Source organism: Methanobacterium subterraneum (genome assembly GCF_002813695.1).
Taxonomy (GTDB): Archaea; Methanobacteriota; Methanobacteria; order Methanobacteriales; family Methanobacteriaceae; genus Methanobacterium; species Methanobacterium subterraneum.
Genome location: NZ_CP017768.1, coordinates 1,758,465 through 1,773,179, shown reverse-complemented (window position 1 = coordinate 1,773,179; position 14,715 = coordinate 1,758,465). Strand labels below are relative to the sequence as shown.

Genomic DNA, 14,715 nt, shown 5'->3' with positions numbered 1-14,715 from the left:
ATTTATTCATTCATTCTCACTAAAAAGTTCAAACGCGGAACAGCCCAACTCTCTCTGCCGGCAGTATTTACAGGTTAAAGATCGGATAAAAGCGTTACCAGCTAAAGAAAGAATCAGGATGCTGATGATTAGAAGGAGGGTTATCCAGTTGAAACTACTAATAATTAGAATGATTCCTCCGGCCAGGGGAAATAGGAGAACTAAAAAATCGGGAAGAACTGCGTACCAGGTAATATCCTCCTGGTAAAAGAGATCAGGGTCACCCCTTTTAAACAAAAGTGCTGATAAACGACCTTTACCAAAGGCACAAGTCTTACCATAATAGTGACAGTTAACACAACTTTTCAGTAGCCTAATTTCCATACATAGGCAGAATAATAAGTATAATATTGTGAAGATAATTCCCAATCCGGATAGTATGAATGCACCCAGAATGTATATGGAAATGGGATGGATGTTAGTGAGAATGACCATCCACAGAGGATAGTTTTCATAACACCCTTTCTTCATCTTACCCCCCCATTTGATACATTATTCTATTTTTATATCAATTTCCTTTATCTTTATTATTGACTACAAAGGATAGTTTTTTAGGTCAAAAATAGCTATTACTTGAAGATTTATCTCAGACCATCTATCCAATCCTCAGTGTCCAATACCTTACTGAAACGCATGGCCTGGGTAACCAGCACTGCCCTGTGTAACTCCTCACCAGTAACCTCTCCAGCGTAGTTGCCCATATTTAGGGTGCCGATGGCATCAGACAGAAATTCCACATTGAAACCACGATGGAAGGCCTGCCTGGCAGTGGTGTCACAGCACATCTGAGACATGTAACCAGTAATAGTGATGGTATCAATATTTTTCCTCCGGAGCCAGCTCTCCAGATCAGTGCCAGTGAAACTACCAGGAAGGTTCTTCTCCACCAGATAATCGTATGGCCGGCCGGAAACCTCCTGGAGGAGTTCCCAGCCTGGAGTTCCCTTGAGAAATGTTTCCGCAGCACTGGCCAGAGAGGTGTGCTGTACCAGGATAACTGGAATTTCGTTGGCATTAGCCATATCTATGGCCAATAATATGTTCTCCAAACTCTCAGGAGGATAGGTTACCGGTAGCTTCCCGGAAACATATTCTTCCTGCACATCAATAACCAGCAAAGCTCTTTTCATAGTAGATTCTCCAATTTATCAAATTCAAAGTTATTAAGGGGGATTAATAGTAGGGGTAATAGAATTATACGGATTTTTCTATTATAAATCTGGTAGATGTTTAATTTGTTCTAGCACATAATTCCTAATTTCACCAGGTTCAGGGAGGTCATAATCAATGTTCCAATTATCCTTCAGTGGTTGGAGGAGATTTAAGTAGCTTCCACCACATTTACATTGGCCCATTTCTTGGTTCACTGGTAAAATAAGATCCTCATGGCATTCCTGGCACCTTAAAACTTTTTTAGCCCCGGAACACTTACCTCTTTTAGCCAAGGGCGTTCCATCCACTTCCACAATGTCCATGGAAAAATCCACCACAGGGGCATTGCTGATGGAAGTTCCAATGCCATAGGCATCCACCAGTGGATTCAGACCTGGGATTTCTTCTTCCTTAATTCCGCCGCTTACAAAGAATTTAACCCCTCCAAATCCCCGTAGATCCAGCTCCCACCTTGCCTCTTGGAGGATGTGCTGGAAATCTCCCCGCCGGGAGGAGGGTGTGTCGAAACGCACTGCGTAAAGTTTTTCTCCCATTGCTTCAGCCACATTTAAGCATTCAAATTTTTCATCATTAAAGGTGTCAATGAGGGCCACCCGGTTAACATCCGGGTCGATCACTTCATCAAAAGCCTTCACCGAGTCCACAGTGGAGCCTATGCATAGTATCAGGGCATGGGGAATAGTACCCAAAGGATCTTCACCAATGATCTCCCCACCCTTAATTACTGAAACACCGTCACACCCTCCAATGAAGGCACTTCTTTCAATCATAGGGGCAATGGCTGGATGCATTCTCCGGGCACCGAAACTCATCAACAGGCGATCGCCAGCCAGTTTCTTGTAGCGGGCTGCTTTGGTGGCAATACCCGTAGCCTGGCACATCAAACCCAGAATAGCAGTCTCATAAATACAAAAATCTTTATAATAACCCTCTATCTCCAGAACTGGTTGATGGGGATAAAAAACCGCACCCTCCTTCATGGCCCGCACTTTTATGGGCAGATCCATTAAAAGATGGATAATTTCTTCAAAACCCGTGAACACGGCCCAAGCCCATTCTTCAGGTAGGGATTTGGCCACAAACTCTGCTTTAACCCATGGGTTAATTTCTTTCTCTTTCAATATTTGGAGGGTTCTATTGAAGTACACGTCTGTGATCTCACCCTCTAAAATTTCCTTTTCTCCAGATATATGGAACATAGGACACCAACTTCCCATATTATTCTCAGAAACTTTTTTAATAATATAATTAAGCTATTAGTACATTTGGAGATTTAAGCATGATTCAAAAATTTCAGGTTATATTCTCATCATAAACCGCATAAAAACCATCAGTATCAGCATAAACTGGTTTAAAACCAAATTTTTCCGCTTTAACCATGGTTTTTTTAATGTAATCTCTTCCCCAGGCAGTGATGGCATCTGCACATTCCAGACGGTACCACCTGAAACGGGAGTAACCGTAAACCCCGTACATGGAGTTTGCCAGCCGCTTCAACGCCTCTTGCTGGACATTTAGGATTTTTTTCTCCTCATCATCTTTTGATTCCTTCATAAGGGTCTTAAGACGCACTCTCTCATTGAGAATGTTGCCGATTATGGAGGGAACGAATCCAGCTGGTTCCTTTAAAAACATGTATCCACCTTCTGGGGAGATATGGCAATCTTCAGGGTTGCATTCATCCACCAGGGTGTCAGGGGAGACGTTTTTGGAGATGATGATGCTGGGGTACAAACTACGGAAATCGAAGTAAACGATGTTCTCATGCAAACCCTTAACTGGATCCTTCACATAACCTCCGGCTGCTCTTTTACCTCTTCTGTTGGAGTACTGTGAGGAGGAAGGCTTGTTGGGAACCACTTCGCCCTGTTCATGTGCTTTGCGGATGAGATACCATTCCACTTGTTGACCAGTGGCCATACGGGCCACATCAAAAAATGGTTGTCCCACTATACGGGTGAGTTCCAGGGTCAGGGGGATCATTTTCTCCCCAATCTTGGTGACCGCCACTGCATCATCCAGGGAATAGTTGCATAATTTTTCCAGTTTAGAGCCACAATCATCCCAGTACTGGTGTATCTCATCCCCTGGTATGTCATATTTTTCTTCGTCGAAAAGCTCCAGATAAACTCTTTCCAGAGTGTAACGATCTAGTTGAAGGTAACGGCGCATGATAAGATAAAGATCAACGTGGACTCTGCCCTTTACTAGTGCGGCATTGGCAAAACCCCTCTTCATAAATTTAAGACTTGAACCATCTGTCCCTATGGTTAGAGGAACATCTAAAATGGCGGCACGATCCCGGATGTAGGGGAAATCAAAGTTATCAGAGTTATAACCAATGAGGATATCAGGATTTTCCTCTTCTATAATGGCCACGAATCTCTCTAGCATTTGTTTTTCGTTTTCCACTCGTTCCATAAAGTCCAGGGGGGATTCTACGGTGGAAATTACCTTCCTCAATCCATGGTTACTAGAGAGGCTGATCATAATAATGGGGTCATCTTCAGCATTGGGCATACCCTGGGGATTGTAAACCTCAATATCCAGGCTTAAAATCTTAAGATCCGGGAAATCAGAGCTAAATGGCTGTATTTGGCCGGATAATTCCATAACCGAGGTTCCAATATCTTCAGGGATTGAACATATTTCAGGGGAGGCTTTTTTCACCTCTACTTCCACCTCTGCCATGGGAAATAATCCTTTATCTATTAGGTATCTGCGATAAAATGGAATATCATGTTCTCTAATTTCTTTAACCTGGCTTAAATCCCTTATTTTATCTCTTAGTTTTGGAACATCCTGAGGATGGTTAAAGGTGACCTTTAAAAATTCTTTACACTTCCCCAAGTCTTTCATTTCAACCTTTTCAATCTGCACAAGATCCAGATCATCTAACTGTTCATGGCACTGTTCCAGGTTGTGGGGGTCCACGTAAATATAGGGTTTGAATCCATAATCAAGCACGATGATGGAATTCCCTTCTCCATCGGATTTTTCCCTACCAAATAATCTTACCACTGCTTTATCGCCCCTGGTGATGTAATCAATGTCCAGAAGCACCATTCTTTTAATTTCCATACACCTTCTAATTTATATGTATCAGGGTATATAATTTGTTAAATCTAATACTAATGAATTCATCCCTTATTGGCCATAAAACCCTCAGGGAGTGGGGATGATAATGATTATTCACCTAGGTTGTGAAGTGTTCAAATGATCATACTCATCCTTTAACTTCGCCATACATTGCAAGTGAAAAAAATGTTACTTAATAAGGGGTGGGATTGATTAAGTGTTCATACTATCTCCCTAACTTAGCCATATATTTCAAGTGTAAATATTGATAATAATGAGCAACAAATTTTAATCAAGGATAATTATTATCTTATTTGCTTCTAAAAAATCTTTAAAAGTTTATTCTGGACAATAAAATAAATTCAAGGAGTTAAATGATAAATGCACCTTCAAAAAATGGATAAAAATAAACACGATTCCTTCAAGGTATCTGAACTTATTTACGAAGCCGATGCTGAAACATTTGACTTTTTCTTTGGTAACAAGAGGAATGCTTCGGAGAAATTAGGGAGACTGGTTGGGGTGGGGGATAATCATCTGGGATACCAGCAGATATATTTGGTAACCAACGATGATCAGGAGATTGTGGGGATCATGGTGTACTCCTCTGGAGAGAAGATTGGAAAAATCAATGAATTAAAGGTTATATTCGGCAATTTCAACTTTCTGGACTCTTTAAGGTTCATAATGATCGAGATAATTGACAGTCTTTTTTTATCTAAACTAAATGAGGATGATTTTTACTATGCCATTGTGGCTGTGGATGAAAACTCAAGGGGACAGGGAATAGGTTCTTTTATCCTGGAAGAGGGAATAAAACTGGCCCGGAAAATGGGGTGCAGGCGGGCCGTTCTGGATGTTGATATTGAAAATGAGGGCGCACTCCGGCTTTATGAGCGATTTGGTTTCCGGAAATTCAAAGAAAAAAGTATATCTCTGTTGGGGTGGAAGAAAGGAGCTTTTAACATGGAATATTTACTTTAAATGTATTTACTCATTATATTGGCTATTACGTCTCCATTTGGACTTATATATTTTCCGCCTGTATTGTGTTTTCTCCTACTTCTTTTACTTTTAATACTTATTTACTCCTTTTTAACTATTCAAATTAGTTTTGATACAGCAGTGGGCCTTGATTTTAGTAATCACTCTCTTCGAACCACAAACTACTTATATGATAACCAGCTTAATATCGATTAGTCGATATCGGTAACTTGATATTCACTTTTGAAATAAGCTATTAAATTCGTTTAAATAATGAATGGTAAATTTAATAATATCAATGTACCGATTTTGATCGATCACACGATAGAATAAAATTACTGATCAAATGGAGGTAAGGATTCAAGATGTGGGATGCCTTTAAAAATCTTCACAAAGAATTTCATGAAAAAATGGAGCAGATGCAAAGATTTGGGGGTTTAAGAATATTAATACTCCATGTATTGGATGAAAATGGTCCTGGAAATGGAGTAGAGATTATGGATGCCATTCAGGCACACCATGAATCCTGCAAATCACACCGGGGACACAGAACGCCACGACCCTCACCAGGTTCAGTATATCCTATGTTGAAAAAAATGGTCAACGAAGATTTGCTCATAAAACGTGCAGATGGAAAATACGAATTAACTGAAAAGGGAAATAAAGTTATTAACAAGCTTTACGGACGTTTTAAACCTCATGAAAAAATGGATCGTGGAGAATATTCCATTACCAAAGCATTAACAGAAATTGAAGGATATATTTCCTATCTGGAGGATATTAAAGAAGAAAAACTGGCTCCACACGAGGAAATAATAGGCGAATTAAGTGAGAGACTAAAAAAAATCAAAAAATCTCTCCAGGAAAAATAATGGAGTAAACAGTTGTTAACGACAACAATTCAATAATCATCACAGTATATTAAAATTAAAACTGTATAATACAGTTTTTTTGCGTTATTTTTCTATCTTGGACTGGATTAGCGATAGCTTTGCAAAATTTTGGAATCGGAATTAATAAAATAAACTCGGTAAAAAAGCTTGAAAAATGGATTAACATAAAAAATGGAGGTGTATCATGACTGAAAATGCCATTGAAATTAACAATCTCACTAAAAAATTCGGTGATTTCACAGCTGTGGATGATCTGTCATTGACTGTGGAGGAAGGTGAGATATTTGGATTTTTAGGTCCAAATGGTGCAGGTAAAAGTACAACCATCCGAATGCTTTGCACACTGGCCAGGCCCACATCAGGATCTGCTAAAGTGGCAGGATTTGATCTGATTAAAGAATCAGATATGGTCCGCCAGCATATTGGTCTGGTGGCAGAGAAGATGATCATGTACGACCGCCTAACTGCAGTTGAAAATCTTAGATTCTTCGGAAAACTCTACGAAATACCCAAACCGAAACTGGAAGAAAGAATTGATGAATTGCTGGAACTGGTGGATATGCAGGAATGGAAAAACACCCAGATCAGCAAATTTTCAACAGGTATGAAGCAGCGAATCAATGTAATACGGGCACTTCTACCGGAACCAGAGATACTGTTCATGGATGAACCCACCCTGGGATTGGACCCCCAGACCACCTTCTCCATAAGGGACATCACCCGGGAGATCAACCAGAGCGGGATGACCGTTATTTTAACCACCCATGCCATGACTGAAGCAGAAGCACTCAGTGACCGGGTAGCCATTATAGATCACGGTAAAATTGCAGCTTTGAACACACCACAGGACCTTAAAAACATGATATCTCACGGAGACACCACAGTCTTCGGTGTTAAAATTGACAATCTTACCACTGGACTAATTGGGAAAATCAAATCCCTGGAAATGGTCACTGCAGTGTCACAGCAGGATGATTACAATTTAAAGGTAAGTGCCCAGGGAGAAAATGCCCTTAACCTGATCATTGACACCATCCGTAGTGAAGGGGGAAACATCGTCTCAGTCACCAACAGCAATGAATCTACACTGGAAGACGTATTCCTGGCGGTAACCGGTAAAGAAATGCGTGATCAGGCCAATGAAAAACCATCATACACTCCCCACAGGCATGGAATGGCACCAAAAGCGAGGGTAAGGTGAAATCATGAATGCAGTGAAAATATTAAAGGACAGTTACCATGTGATGGCCAAGGACATGCTGGAATTCAGGCGGAACCGCATGCAACTGGCGGCACTGGTTATCATGCCCTTAATATTCCTGGTGATGTTTGGGTTTATTTTCCCCAGTGGCAACACCCAGCAGCACATGCCCATGGGAATTGTCAACCTGGACCATGGACAGGGAAGCAATGAATTTCTGGCACAACTGGAGTTGATGAACCAGAATACCAGTTTCATGGATTTCAAAAATTATTCCAGTGTGGATGAGGCCAAAACCCAGATCAATCAGGGAAAAATATACGGAGCCTTCATCATACCTCCAGGGTTCTCGGAAAACTTAACCAGTGGAAAATCAGGAGATTTCACGGTTTACATCGATAACAGCAACCCCCAGAGTGCCACTCAGATTCAACAAGCATTATCTGGTACTGTAAATGGCCTAAATGATATGAAAGCCCAGGCTAATGTTTTGGAACTCGCTAAAGATGATAATCAGCAGGTTAATCCTCAAGCAATCATTTTCCCCTATGTGCCACATGTTTCAACCACCATACCTGGAGAGACTAACTACTTCAATTTCCTGGCACCGGGCCTGATGATCATGATCGTGATGATGGGGGTCATGACTGGTATTCCAGAAGCTATTTCCAAGGAAAAGGAACTGGGGACCTTTGATGGGATGTTATCCGCGCCAATCAGCCAAATCTCAGTTATAATAGGGAAAACCGCTGCTCTCTGTACACGTGGGTTCATCCAGTGTATCATAATACTGGGCCTGGCAATGCTCCTATTTGGTGTCACAGTTCAGGGAAGCCTTATACTGGCGTTCTTCATGCTCCTATTGGGAATATTTAGCTTCATAGGTCTGGGGATTCTGGCAATTTCCATGTCTGGAGACCAGGCATCAGGGACCATGATTGTGAACCTATTGATGTTCCCCATGATCTTCCTGGGGGGTGTCTTTTACCCCATCCAGCAAATGCCCTGGTTCATGCAGATCATTTCCCAGTTCATACCCATAACCTATGCTGCCGATGCAATGCGTAAAATAATCCTCCTGAACGCAGGATTAGGGGATGTGATATACCAGATAATAATTCTGCTTGGTTTTGGAGTGGTTACTATGGCCATTGCCGTTCCACTCTTCCGGAGATCCATGACCCGGTAGGAGTTGTGATCTAAAATGCAGGAAACTAATGGGATGAAACGGAATATATCAGTTTTTTTGAGCGGATTATAACCGCTCACTGAAATATATTTCAATTTATATTCTGAAATCCCTGATATAATGAATTTAGTTTCAATTTGACTTTTTAGGTAATTCGAAATTTAAAAGATATAACGAGGTGAAACATCATGAAATGTGAGAATGTAATTAGAAATGTCATTGAAAACGAGTGTGAGGATTACTATTTGGGTATAGTGGATTTATCCCAAGTTGATAATGCTCTAATTGAAAAATATGGGTCATTAATAACTGAATATCCCCGGGCAATTTCCATAGGGGTAACCTTACCATACTTAATCCCTGATAAATTGTCTGTGAATAAAAAACAGCCTTATGATGTTACGAATTGTCAATTGAAAGTTATAACATCACATTTAAGTAGTCTACTGGAAGATTATGGATACCGGGCATTGTCAATGCCCAAGGCACGGGAAATGATTGATGGACCCCCTATTTCTTTCCATGAGGAGGTGGCCAATCTGGCCAATCTGGGAAAAATAGAAAAAAATCTACTGGTAACTCCTGAAGTAGGATCAAGGGTTAACTGGGGCACCATACTCACTAACGCACCTCTTTAGGTATTTTTTGTTAAAAAATTTCATGGAGCCCAAAAAAATACTCTGAGTTGATATTGGAAAATAGGGGTGATCAGAATGTTAAATGAATTCAGATTGAAGATGTTAAACCGAGAAGCTTCATCACCAAAAAATAATCCCTCCCAAATCATTGAATATCTAAAAATCGGTGAGGGGATGGTTATAGGTGATATTGGATCTGGTGGTGGATATTATACTCGTGAGTTTTCCCGGGAAGTAGGAGGGGAAGGTCTGGTTTATGCCATTGACACCCATCAAAAATCCATTGATTTTATACGGAAGAGTCTTCTAAAAGAAGGCATCCATAATGTGGAAACTGTTCTGACCAGTCCCTATGATATTGAATTACCTGAAAAAAGTGTGGACATGTTTTTTTTAAGAAACGTATTCCACCATCTCCCCAATCAGGTTGAGTACTTTAAAAACATTAAAAAATTTTTAAAGGATTCCTGTGGGAAAATAGCCATAATTGATTATAATCATCGAAAGTTTGGCTTCACTGGTCTTTTTGGACATTACACTCCTGAAATTGTTCTTTTGGATGTTATGAATCAGGCAGGATTTTCTATGTTTGAAAAACATGATTTTCTACCAGACCAGCTCTTCATGATTTTTGAAACTAAACCCTGAATGGTTTGAATTTCAATGTTATTGCCAATTTATTGAGGAATTTACAGTTAATATTTCAGATTGTGTTTTAATGTGATTATTCGTTATGAATTTTATTATATGGTGACCTAAATGTCTATTAAAACTTCAATTAAAGAACATTTCACCAGTAAACAATTCCGGGGACATTTTGAAAATGGCTCTCTAAAAAATCATTGGGGTTATTTTTTCCAGAATAAACCGGAAAATAACATTTTAAAAGAGTTAAAACTGGATAGTGATCTTGATTTCAGGAGATTCTCCTGGGAAGATTTGGATGAATGTGCAGAACTATTTAAAAATGTTTTTTCTGCTGGTCCATGGTACGATGAGTGGGTATCCCTGGATCAGTCCCGGAATTATTTGGGGGAACTTGTTGAAAATCCGGTTTTTGAAGGCTTTGTGGTGCGTGAAGATTCTGAAATTGTAGCAGTCTGTTTGGGGCACCGTAGATCTTGGTGGATGGGGAAAGAGTTCTTTGTGGATGAGTTCTTTGTGGAAAATGTTAGGCAGGGGAATGGTATTGGGACAAAAATGATGGATTTTGTGACTAATAGTCTTGCTGCTAATGGTTATAATCGTTTGATCTTATTAACCAACAAAGAAATACCTGCTGAAAGTTTTTATTTGAAAAATGGGTTTTATAATAACTATCAGAGGACAGTTATGGTTAAAAAGCTCCAATAATAATTTCAGGTTTGGTCAGCAAAGCGCCACCAGGCTACTGTTCCAATAAAACCCAGTAAGATGGTTGAAAATAATATTATAAAACTGACTAAGTCTGGAGTTGCACCTCCTGCTCCTGAAACTCCACTATAAAGTGCCGGAATGGCCCAGGGGAAGTAAGCTGTGATGTTGGGAATACCCACAAACATTATTTGAGTCACTATCAACGTCCCAATGGTAAAAGCTATAGGTGCAATGTATCCACGGGCGTAACTTGCCACCAAAGCTGTAGGAGTACACAGTAACATGGTAAAAAAGGAAGTAACCATGAAAATAATAAAATAATGGTAAGCTAATCCAACAGACCAATGTGCAATATTCACTGCTAATCCAGTGAAGACTCCAATAATAAAGAGAATTAATGATAATAATATACTCCATGCTACAAAGGTGATAAATTTTGATAAAACTATGGTGAATCGATGAACAGGTAATGCCAGAAGATCCTGCACCACGCGGTCAGAATATTCTCTACCAAAAATCCATCCAGCAATGGTTCCAAATCCAATTGTTCCTAGGGTTAATACAATCATTGTCAACAGACCAAAATAGGAAGACCAATCATCCTTAAACATGGATGCTTTGGCACTGACCATGGCAGAATTCCCAGCAAGTTCAGGATTTCGTGTAACAAGTATCATTAAACCCATGGTAATAGCAATTCCTGAAAAAACGATTAAGGTCAGTATAAACATTTTAGACTTTCTCATCTATTAAGGGTTTCTGCCCAAACTGATGAATATAAACCTTTCATTTAAAACACCCCTTTGTCAATTATTCTCAGGAAATATGATTCAAGTTCTTCTTCTTCAACTTTTAACATTGATGGTGAAAAACCAGCCTTAACTAGATTAGAATTCACATCTTCAGGATGAATTAAAGCCTTTTCACTGGTGATTTCAATCAATCCCTCTTCTGTTATAGTTGAATCAAATCCTTCATTAGCTAAAAGTGACTGTGCACCTTTTTTATCTTCTAAATCAATAAACAGGGTCCTGTTTCTAAGTTGATGTAGTTTTTTAGCATCCATTTCCTGGATCAGCTTTCCTTCATGGATAATGCCAATGCGGGTGGCGATCCTGGAGATTTCACCCAGCAGATGGCTGGAAATGAATATGGTAACTCCTTTATTGAAGGCCAGGTCACGTAAAAGTTCTCTTATTTCAACAATGCCTGCTGGATCCAGCCCATTTGAGGGTTCATCCAGGATGAGAATTTCAGGATTATGTATCAGGGCTTTTGCAAGTCCTAACCGCTGAGAATTTCCTAATGAAAGGTTTTTTGCCTTTCTATCCTTGTAAGGGGTTAGTTTAAGTTTTTCAATAATGGAATCAACTGTACTCGGGTCTTTGATAAAACGTAAACGGCGAGTGATCTCTAAATTTTCCCATACTGTTAGTTCGGGATATGAGTAGGGTATTTCCACCAGATAACCCACACTGTTCCACAGTTCATGGCATCCAGCATGAATTATTTCGCCTTTTAAATAGGATTCCCCAGTGGTAGGTTTTATCATACCCAGAAGCATTCGAATGGTTGTGGTTTTACCAGCACCATTCAAACCTAGAAATCCGTATATCTCTCCTTTATCCACATTAAGAGATATCTCCTTCACGGCTTTCACCTTACCATAATTTTTAGAAAGGTTATTGGTTCGGATGATCCCCTCTTTAATGGTTGTTTTCGATGATAACACCCCTTGTAAAAAATTTCTATTATTTTACCTTTATTTCTTCTGCTTTGTCATCTTCAATTATTAGATAATTCGCCAGGGCGTCAATCCATAAATCCTTTGCAGCTTCAAAATTACTTCCTTTAAAATCATCACGATGAATAACAAAGTGTATTAATGATAAGAAAAGGCCATTAAGGGCTTCTATGTCCACCTTTTTCATCCAACCCTGATCCATCCAGTAATTGAAAAACTTGGAAACCTCCTCTTGATCACGTTGCATATGTTCTTCCAGAGTTTTTTCAGGGAGTTTTCGAAGGAGTAATTCGTAATTGGAAGAGGTTATCTCTTTGTATAATGGCATGGTAATCAATAAATCAATCATTTGATTAAGAAAAGATTTAAAACTTTTACGCCGGTTCATACCTGGCTCAAACGCATTTTTAAACATTTTATCCTTGAATTCACGTTCTACATCTTCTAAAACATCAAAATACAATTCTTCCTTAGACTGGTAAAAAATGTAGAATGAGCCCTTGGATATATTCACCGCCCTTGCAATTTCATCAACTGTTGTTTTTTGAAGACCATATTTTTCAAAAAGTCTTCTGGCTTCAATTAAAAGGTTTTTTTTGATGATCTCTTTTTCTTTTTCACTCCATGGCCTGGGCATAAATAAATCTCCTATAGCACATTTAAACTCTATGACTATTTATAATTATATAGTCATAGGATATATAAGTTTCCTTGAGTATTCAGTTGAGGTCGTGATCATCACTCAACAGGGTCTGTGTTCATGTTCAAAGTCTCCCGGAACAAGTGCCCTTAAAAAATTAAACCTAAGGATTAAGCGGGATGGGATACATAAATGTATATATAAAAAATTCATTGGATATACATCGAATATTATCCAATTGAAACAGGTAAGAGGGGGTTAAATTATTAAAATAGGAATAATAGTCTATTCTCAGACTGAACACACATATTCTGTGGCAGAAAATCTCCAGGAAAATCTTCTGGCAGCAGGGCATACTGTGAATGTTGAACGGGTAACCACCACCGGTGACGTGAAGTCAAATCCAAAGAACATCACTTTCCAGAATAAACCGGACATACAGGAATATGATGCACTAATATTTGGTTCTCCAGTGCACGCCTTTAACCTGGCCCCGGCAATGAAAGCATACTTAGAGCAGATCCCATCACTTCAAGATAAAAGAATCGCCTGCTACGTGACCAAGGGCTTACCCTTTCACCGAACAGGGGGAAATCAGGCCATATCTCAGATGGAAAAAATATGCCAGTCCAAAGGTGGAACAATCCTGGGAACCGGGATTGTAGTATGGCGGGGTGGCCGGGGAAAAGACATAAACGAACTGGTTCAAAAATTCAGCAGACTATTTTAACACATATTACTCTATTTTTCGTGGTATTGCCCTATTGGGGCATGGGGAAGCGCACCTATGTGGATAAAATGCATAAAAAGGGTAATGTGGTCATAACTTTTGGGACCATGGTTAAGAGGGAAGTAGGAAAAAATGGGAAATATCCCAAGTGAGATAATATCCCAAGTGAGATAATATCCCAAGTGAGATAATATCCCAAGTGAGATAATATCCCAAGTAAGATAATATGTTGCAAAAGAAATTACTGATAATTGTGTTTTCATATCACCACAATAACACTGAGAAAATCGCCAAGGTAATGGCGGATGTTCTTAATGCACAGATTAAAACACCACCGGAAATTGAACCGGAAGAAATTCCAGATTATGATCTGGTAGGGTTTGGCTCAGGGATTTACAGTGCAAAACACGACGAATCTCTACTTGAACTCGCTGATGAACTACCAAAAGTGGATAATAAGAATGTATTCATTTTTTCAACTGCTGGAATCACCGGAAAATCCAAGTCCTCCAAAGATCATGCTACTCTTAGGGAAAAACTACAATCCAAAGGCTACAACATTGTTGATGAATTTCAGTGTAAGGGTTTCAACACCAACAGTTTTCTTAAGCTCTTTGGGGGGATGAATAAAGGAAGACCTAATTCCCGTGACCTAAAAAATGCCGAAGAGTTTGCTTGGAGCTTAAAGAAAACACTAAATTAATATACCCACTTACTACTAGCTTATGAATAAAATTTAATATAATTTTTAGGGTGAAAACATGCAAAAATACGTTCTTTTAGGAAATTGGACAGATCATGCACGTGAAACTTTTTTAGAAATTCCAGAAAGAGTTGAACTCACCAAAAAGATAATTGGGGAACTCAAGGGGAGTATAGACTTTTTCTTCACCATGGGGGAATATGATTTCATTGCCATCATTGACATGCCTGATGAAGAGAGTATGGTTAAATATCTCCTTAAAGCCTACCAAGCACGATACATTACAATTAACACTCTCAGGGCCTGGGATGATACTGAGTTTGCAGAAATGGTTTCAGAACTTTAAT

17 protein-coding genes are annotated in these 14,715 nt (G+C 39.4%); 10 read left to right on the top strand and 7 right to left on the bottom strand.

Annotation, left to right across the window (positions count from 1 at the left end):
- Positions 1-6 precede the first annotated feature (6 nt).
- The 4 genes from BK009_RS08645 to BK009_RS08630 form a co-directional block, all read right to left on the bottom strand.
- Positions 7-510 carry a hypothetical protein gene (locus BK009_RS08645; protein WP_100909392.1) on the bottom strand — a complete coding sequence of 168 codons (504 nt, stop codon included), beginning with the start codon at positions 508-510 and terminating at the stop codon, positions 7-9.
- Positions 511-620: 110 nt separating this feature from the next.
- Positions 621-1,169: a cysteine hydrolase family protein gene (locus BK009_RS08640; protein ID WP_100909391.1), complete on the bottom strand. Its 549-nt coding sequence runs from the start codon at positions 1,167-1,169 to the stop codon at positions 621-623.
- A gap of 81 nt (positions 1,170-1,250) precedes the next feature.
- Positions 1,251-2,411, bottom strand: coding sequence for a nicotinate phosphoribosyltransferase (locus tag BK009_RS08635; protein WP_100905410.1), 1,161 nt, complete (start codon positions 2,409-2,411; stop codon positions 1,251-1,253).
- Positions 2,412-2,505: 94 nt separating this feature from the next.
- On the bottom strand, positions 2,506-4,293 hold the full coding sequence (locus BK009_RS08630; RefSeq protein ID WP_169923163.1) for a DNA-directed DNA polymerase: 1,788 nt from the start codon (positions 4,291-4,293) through the stop codon (positions 2,506-2,508).
- A 378-nt stretch (positions 4,294-4,671) separates the two neighbouring features.
- Here BK009_RS08630 and BK009_RS08625 point away from each other — a divergent pair, with 378 nt between their 5' ends.
- The 7 genes from BK009_RS08625 (at position 4,672) to BK009_RS08595 (ending at position 10,548) form a co-directional block, all read left to right on the top strand.
- Positions 4,672-5,274: a GNAT family N-acetyltransferase gene (locus BK009_RS08625; RefSeq protein WP_100909390.1), complete on the top strand. Its 603-nt coding sequence runs from the start codon at positions 4,672-4,674 to the stop codon at positions 5,272-5,274.
- Between the two features lie 365 nt (positions 5,275-5,639).
- Positions 5,640-6,146 (top strand): PadR family transcriptional regulator, encoded by a 507-nt coding sequence (locus BK009_RS08620; protein ID WP_100905412.1) that lies wholly within the window; start codon positions 5,640-5,642, stop codon positions 6,144-6,146.
- A gap of 205 nt (positions 6,147-6,351) precedes the next feature.
- Positions 6,352-7,368 carry an ABC transporter ATP-binding protein gene (locus BK009_RS08615; RefSeq protein ID WP_100909389.1) on the top strand — a complete coding sequence of 339 codons (1,017 nt, stop codon included), beginning with the start codon at positions 6,352-6,354 and terminating at the stop codon, positions 7,366-7,368.
- A gap of 4 nt (positions 7,369-7,372) precedes the next feature.
- Positions 7,373-8,557 carry an ABC transporter permease gene (locus tag BK009_RS08610; protein ID WP_100909388.1) on the top strand — a complete coding sequence of 395 codons (1,185 nt, stop codon included), beginning with the start codon at positions 7,373-7,375 and terminating at the stop codon, positions 8,555-8,557.
- A 188-nt stretch (positions 8,558-8,745) separates the two neighbouring features.
- The gene (locus BK009_RS08605) at positions 8,746-9,195 is read left to right on the top strand and encodes a 4Fe-4S ferredoxin (RefSeq protein ID WP_100909387.1); all 450 of its coding nucleotides are present in this window, start codon (positions 8,746-8,748) and stop codon (positions 9,193-9,195) included.
- 75 nt (positions 9,196-9,270) lie between these two features.
- The gene (locus BK009_RS08600) at positions 9,271-9,843 is read left to right on the top strand and encodes a class I SAM-dependent methyltransferase (protein ID WP_100909386.1); all 573 of its coding nucleotides are present in this window, start codon (positions 9,271-9,273) and stop codon (positions 9,841-9,843) included.
- Positions 9,844-9,954: 111 nt separating this feature from the next.
- Positions 9,955-10,548 (top strand): GNAT family N-acetyltransferase, encoded by a 594-nt coding sequence (locus BK009_RS08595; protein WP_100907120.1) that lies wholly within the window; start codon positions 9,955-9,957, stop codon positions 10,546-10,548.
- Positions 10,549-10,553: 5 nt separating this feature from the next.
- On the opposite strand, the gene BK009_RS08590 is transcribed toward BK009_RS08595, so the two are convergent.
- From BK009_RS08590 to BK009_RS08580, 3 genes are all read right to left on the bottom strand, one after another.
- On the bottom strand, positions 10,554-11,282 hold the full coding sequence (locus tag BK009_RS08590; protein ID WP_157809719.1) for an ABC transporter permease: 729 nt from the start codon (positions 11,280-11,282) through the stop codon (positions 10,554-10,556).
- Between the two features lie 59 nt (positions 11,283-11,341).
- On the bottom strand, positions 11,342-12,202 hold the full coding sequence (locus BK009_RS08585) for an ABC transporter ATP-binding protein (protein ID WP_211290132.1): 861 nt from the start codon (positions 12,200-12,202) through the stop codon (positions 11,342-11,344).
- A gap of 100 nt (positions 12,203-12,302) precedes the next feature.
- Positions 12,303-12,932 (bottom strand): TetR/AcrR family transcriptional regulator, encoded by a 630-nt coding sequence (locus BK009_RS08580; RefSeq protein WP_100909384.1) that lies wholly within the window; start codon positions 12,930-12,932, stop codon positions 12,303-12,305.
- Between the two features lie 265 nt (positions 12,933-13,197).
- On the opposite strand from BK009_RS08580, the gene BK009_RS08575 reads away from it, so the two are divergent.
- From BK009_RS08575 to BK009_RS08565, 3 genes are all read left to right on the top strand, one after another.
- Entirely contained in the window at positions 13,198-13,665 is a 468-nt protein-coding gene (locus BK009_RS08575) for a flavodoxin family protein (RefSeq protein WP_394340074.1), read from the top strand.
- Between the two features lie 226 nt (positions 13,666-13,891).
- On the top strand, positions 13,892-14,368 hold the full coding sequence (locus tag BK009_RS08570; RefSeq protein WP_100905421.1) for a flavodoxin family protein: 477 nt from the start codon (positions 13,892-13,894) through the stop codon (positions 14,366-14,368).
- 58 nt (positions 14,369-14,426) lie between these two features.
- Positions 14,427-14,714 carry a GYD domain-containing protein gene (locus BK009_RS08565; RefSeq protein WP_100905422.1) on the top strand — a complete coding sequence of 96 codons (288 nt, stop codon included), beginning with the start codon at positions 14,427-14,429 and terminating at the stop codon, positions 14,712-14,714.
- Position 14,715 lies beyond the last annotated feature (1 nt).

Coding starts and splice junctions, on each gene's coding strand:
- BK009_RS08645 (WP_100909392.1), bottom strand. CDS start 510: ATGAAGAAAGGGTGTTATGAAAACTATCCTCTGTGGATGGTCATTCTC.
- BK009_RS08640 (WP_100909391.1), bottom strand. CDS start 1,169: ATGAAAAGAGCTTTGCTGGTTATTGATGTGCAGGAAGAATATGTTTCC.
- BK009_RS08635 (WP_100905410.1), bottom strand. CDS start 2,411: ATGTTCCATATATCTGGAGAAAAGGAAATTTTAGAGGGTGAGATCACA.
- BK009_RS08630 (WP_169923163.1), bottom strand. CDS start 4,293: ATGGAAATTAAAAGAATGGTGCTTCTGGACATTGATTACATCACCAGG.
- BK009_RS08625 (WP_100909390.1), top strand. CDS start 4,672: ATGCACCTTCAAAAAATGGATAAAAATAAACACGATTCCTTCAAGGTA.
- BK009_RS08620 (WP_100905412.1), top strand. CDS start 5,640: ATGTGGGATGCCTTTAAAAATCTTCACAAAGAATTTCATGAAAAAATG.
- BK009_RS08615 (WP_100909389.1), top strand. CDS start 6,352: ATGACTGAAAATGCCATTGAAATTAACAATCTCACTAAAAAATTCGGT.
- BK009_RS08610 (WP_100909388.1), top strand. CDS start 7,373: ATGAATGCAGTGAAAATATTAAAGGACAGTTACCATGTGATGGCCAAG.
- BK009_RS08605 (WP_100909387.1), top strand. CDS start 8,746: ATGAAATGTGAGAATGTAATTAGAAATGTCATTGAAAACGAGTGTGAG.
- BK009_RS08600 (WP_100909386.1), top strand. CDS start 9,271: ATGTTAAATGAATTCAGATTGAAGATGTTAAACCGAGAAGCTTCATCA.
- BK009_RS08595 (WP_100907120.1), top strand. CDS start 9,955: ATGTCTATTAAAACTTCAATTAAAGAACATTTCACCAGTAAACAATTC.
- BK009_RS08590 (WP_157809719.1), bottom strand. CDS start 11,282: ATGTTTATACTGACCTTAATCGTTTTTTCAGGAATTGCTATTACCATG.
- BK009_RS08580 (WP_100909384.1), bottom strand. CDS start 12,932: ATGCCCAGGCCATGGAGTGAAAAAGAAAAAGAGATCATCAAAAAAAAC.
- BK009_RS08570 (WP_100905421.1), top strand. CDS start 13,892: ATGTTGCAAAAGAAATTACTGATAATTGTGTTTTCATATCACCACAAT.
- BK009_RS08565 (WP_100905422.1), top strand. CDS start 14,427: ATGCAAAAATACGTTCTTTTAGGAAATTGGACAGATCATGCACGTGAA.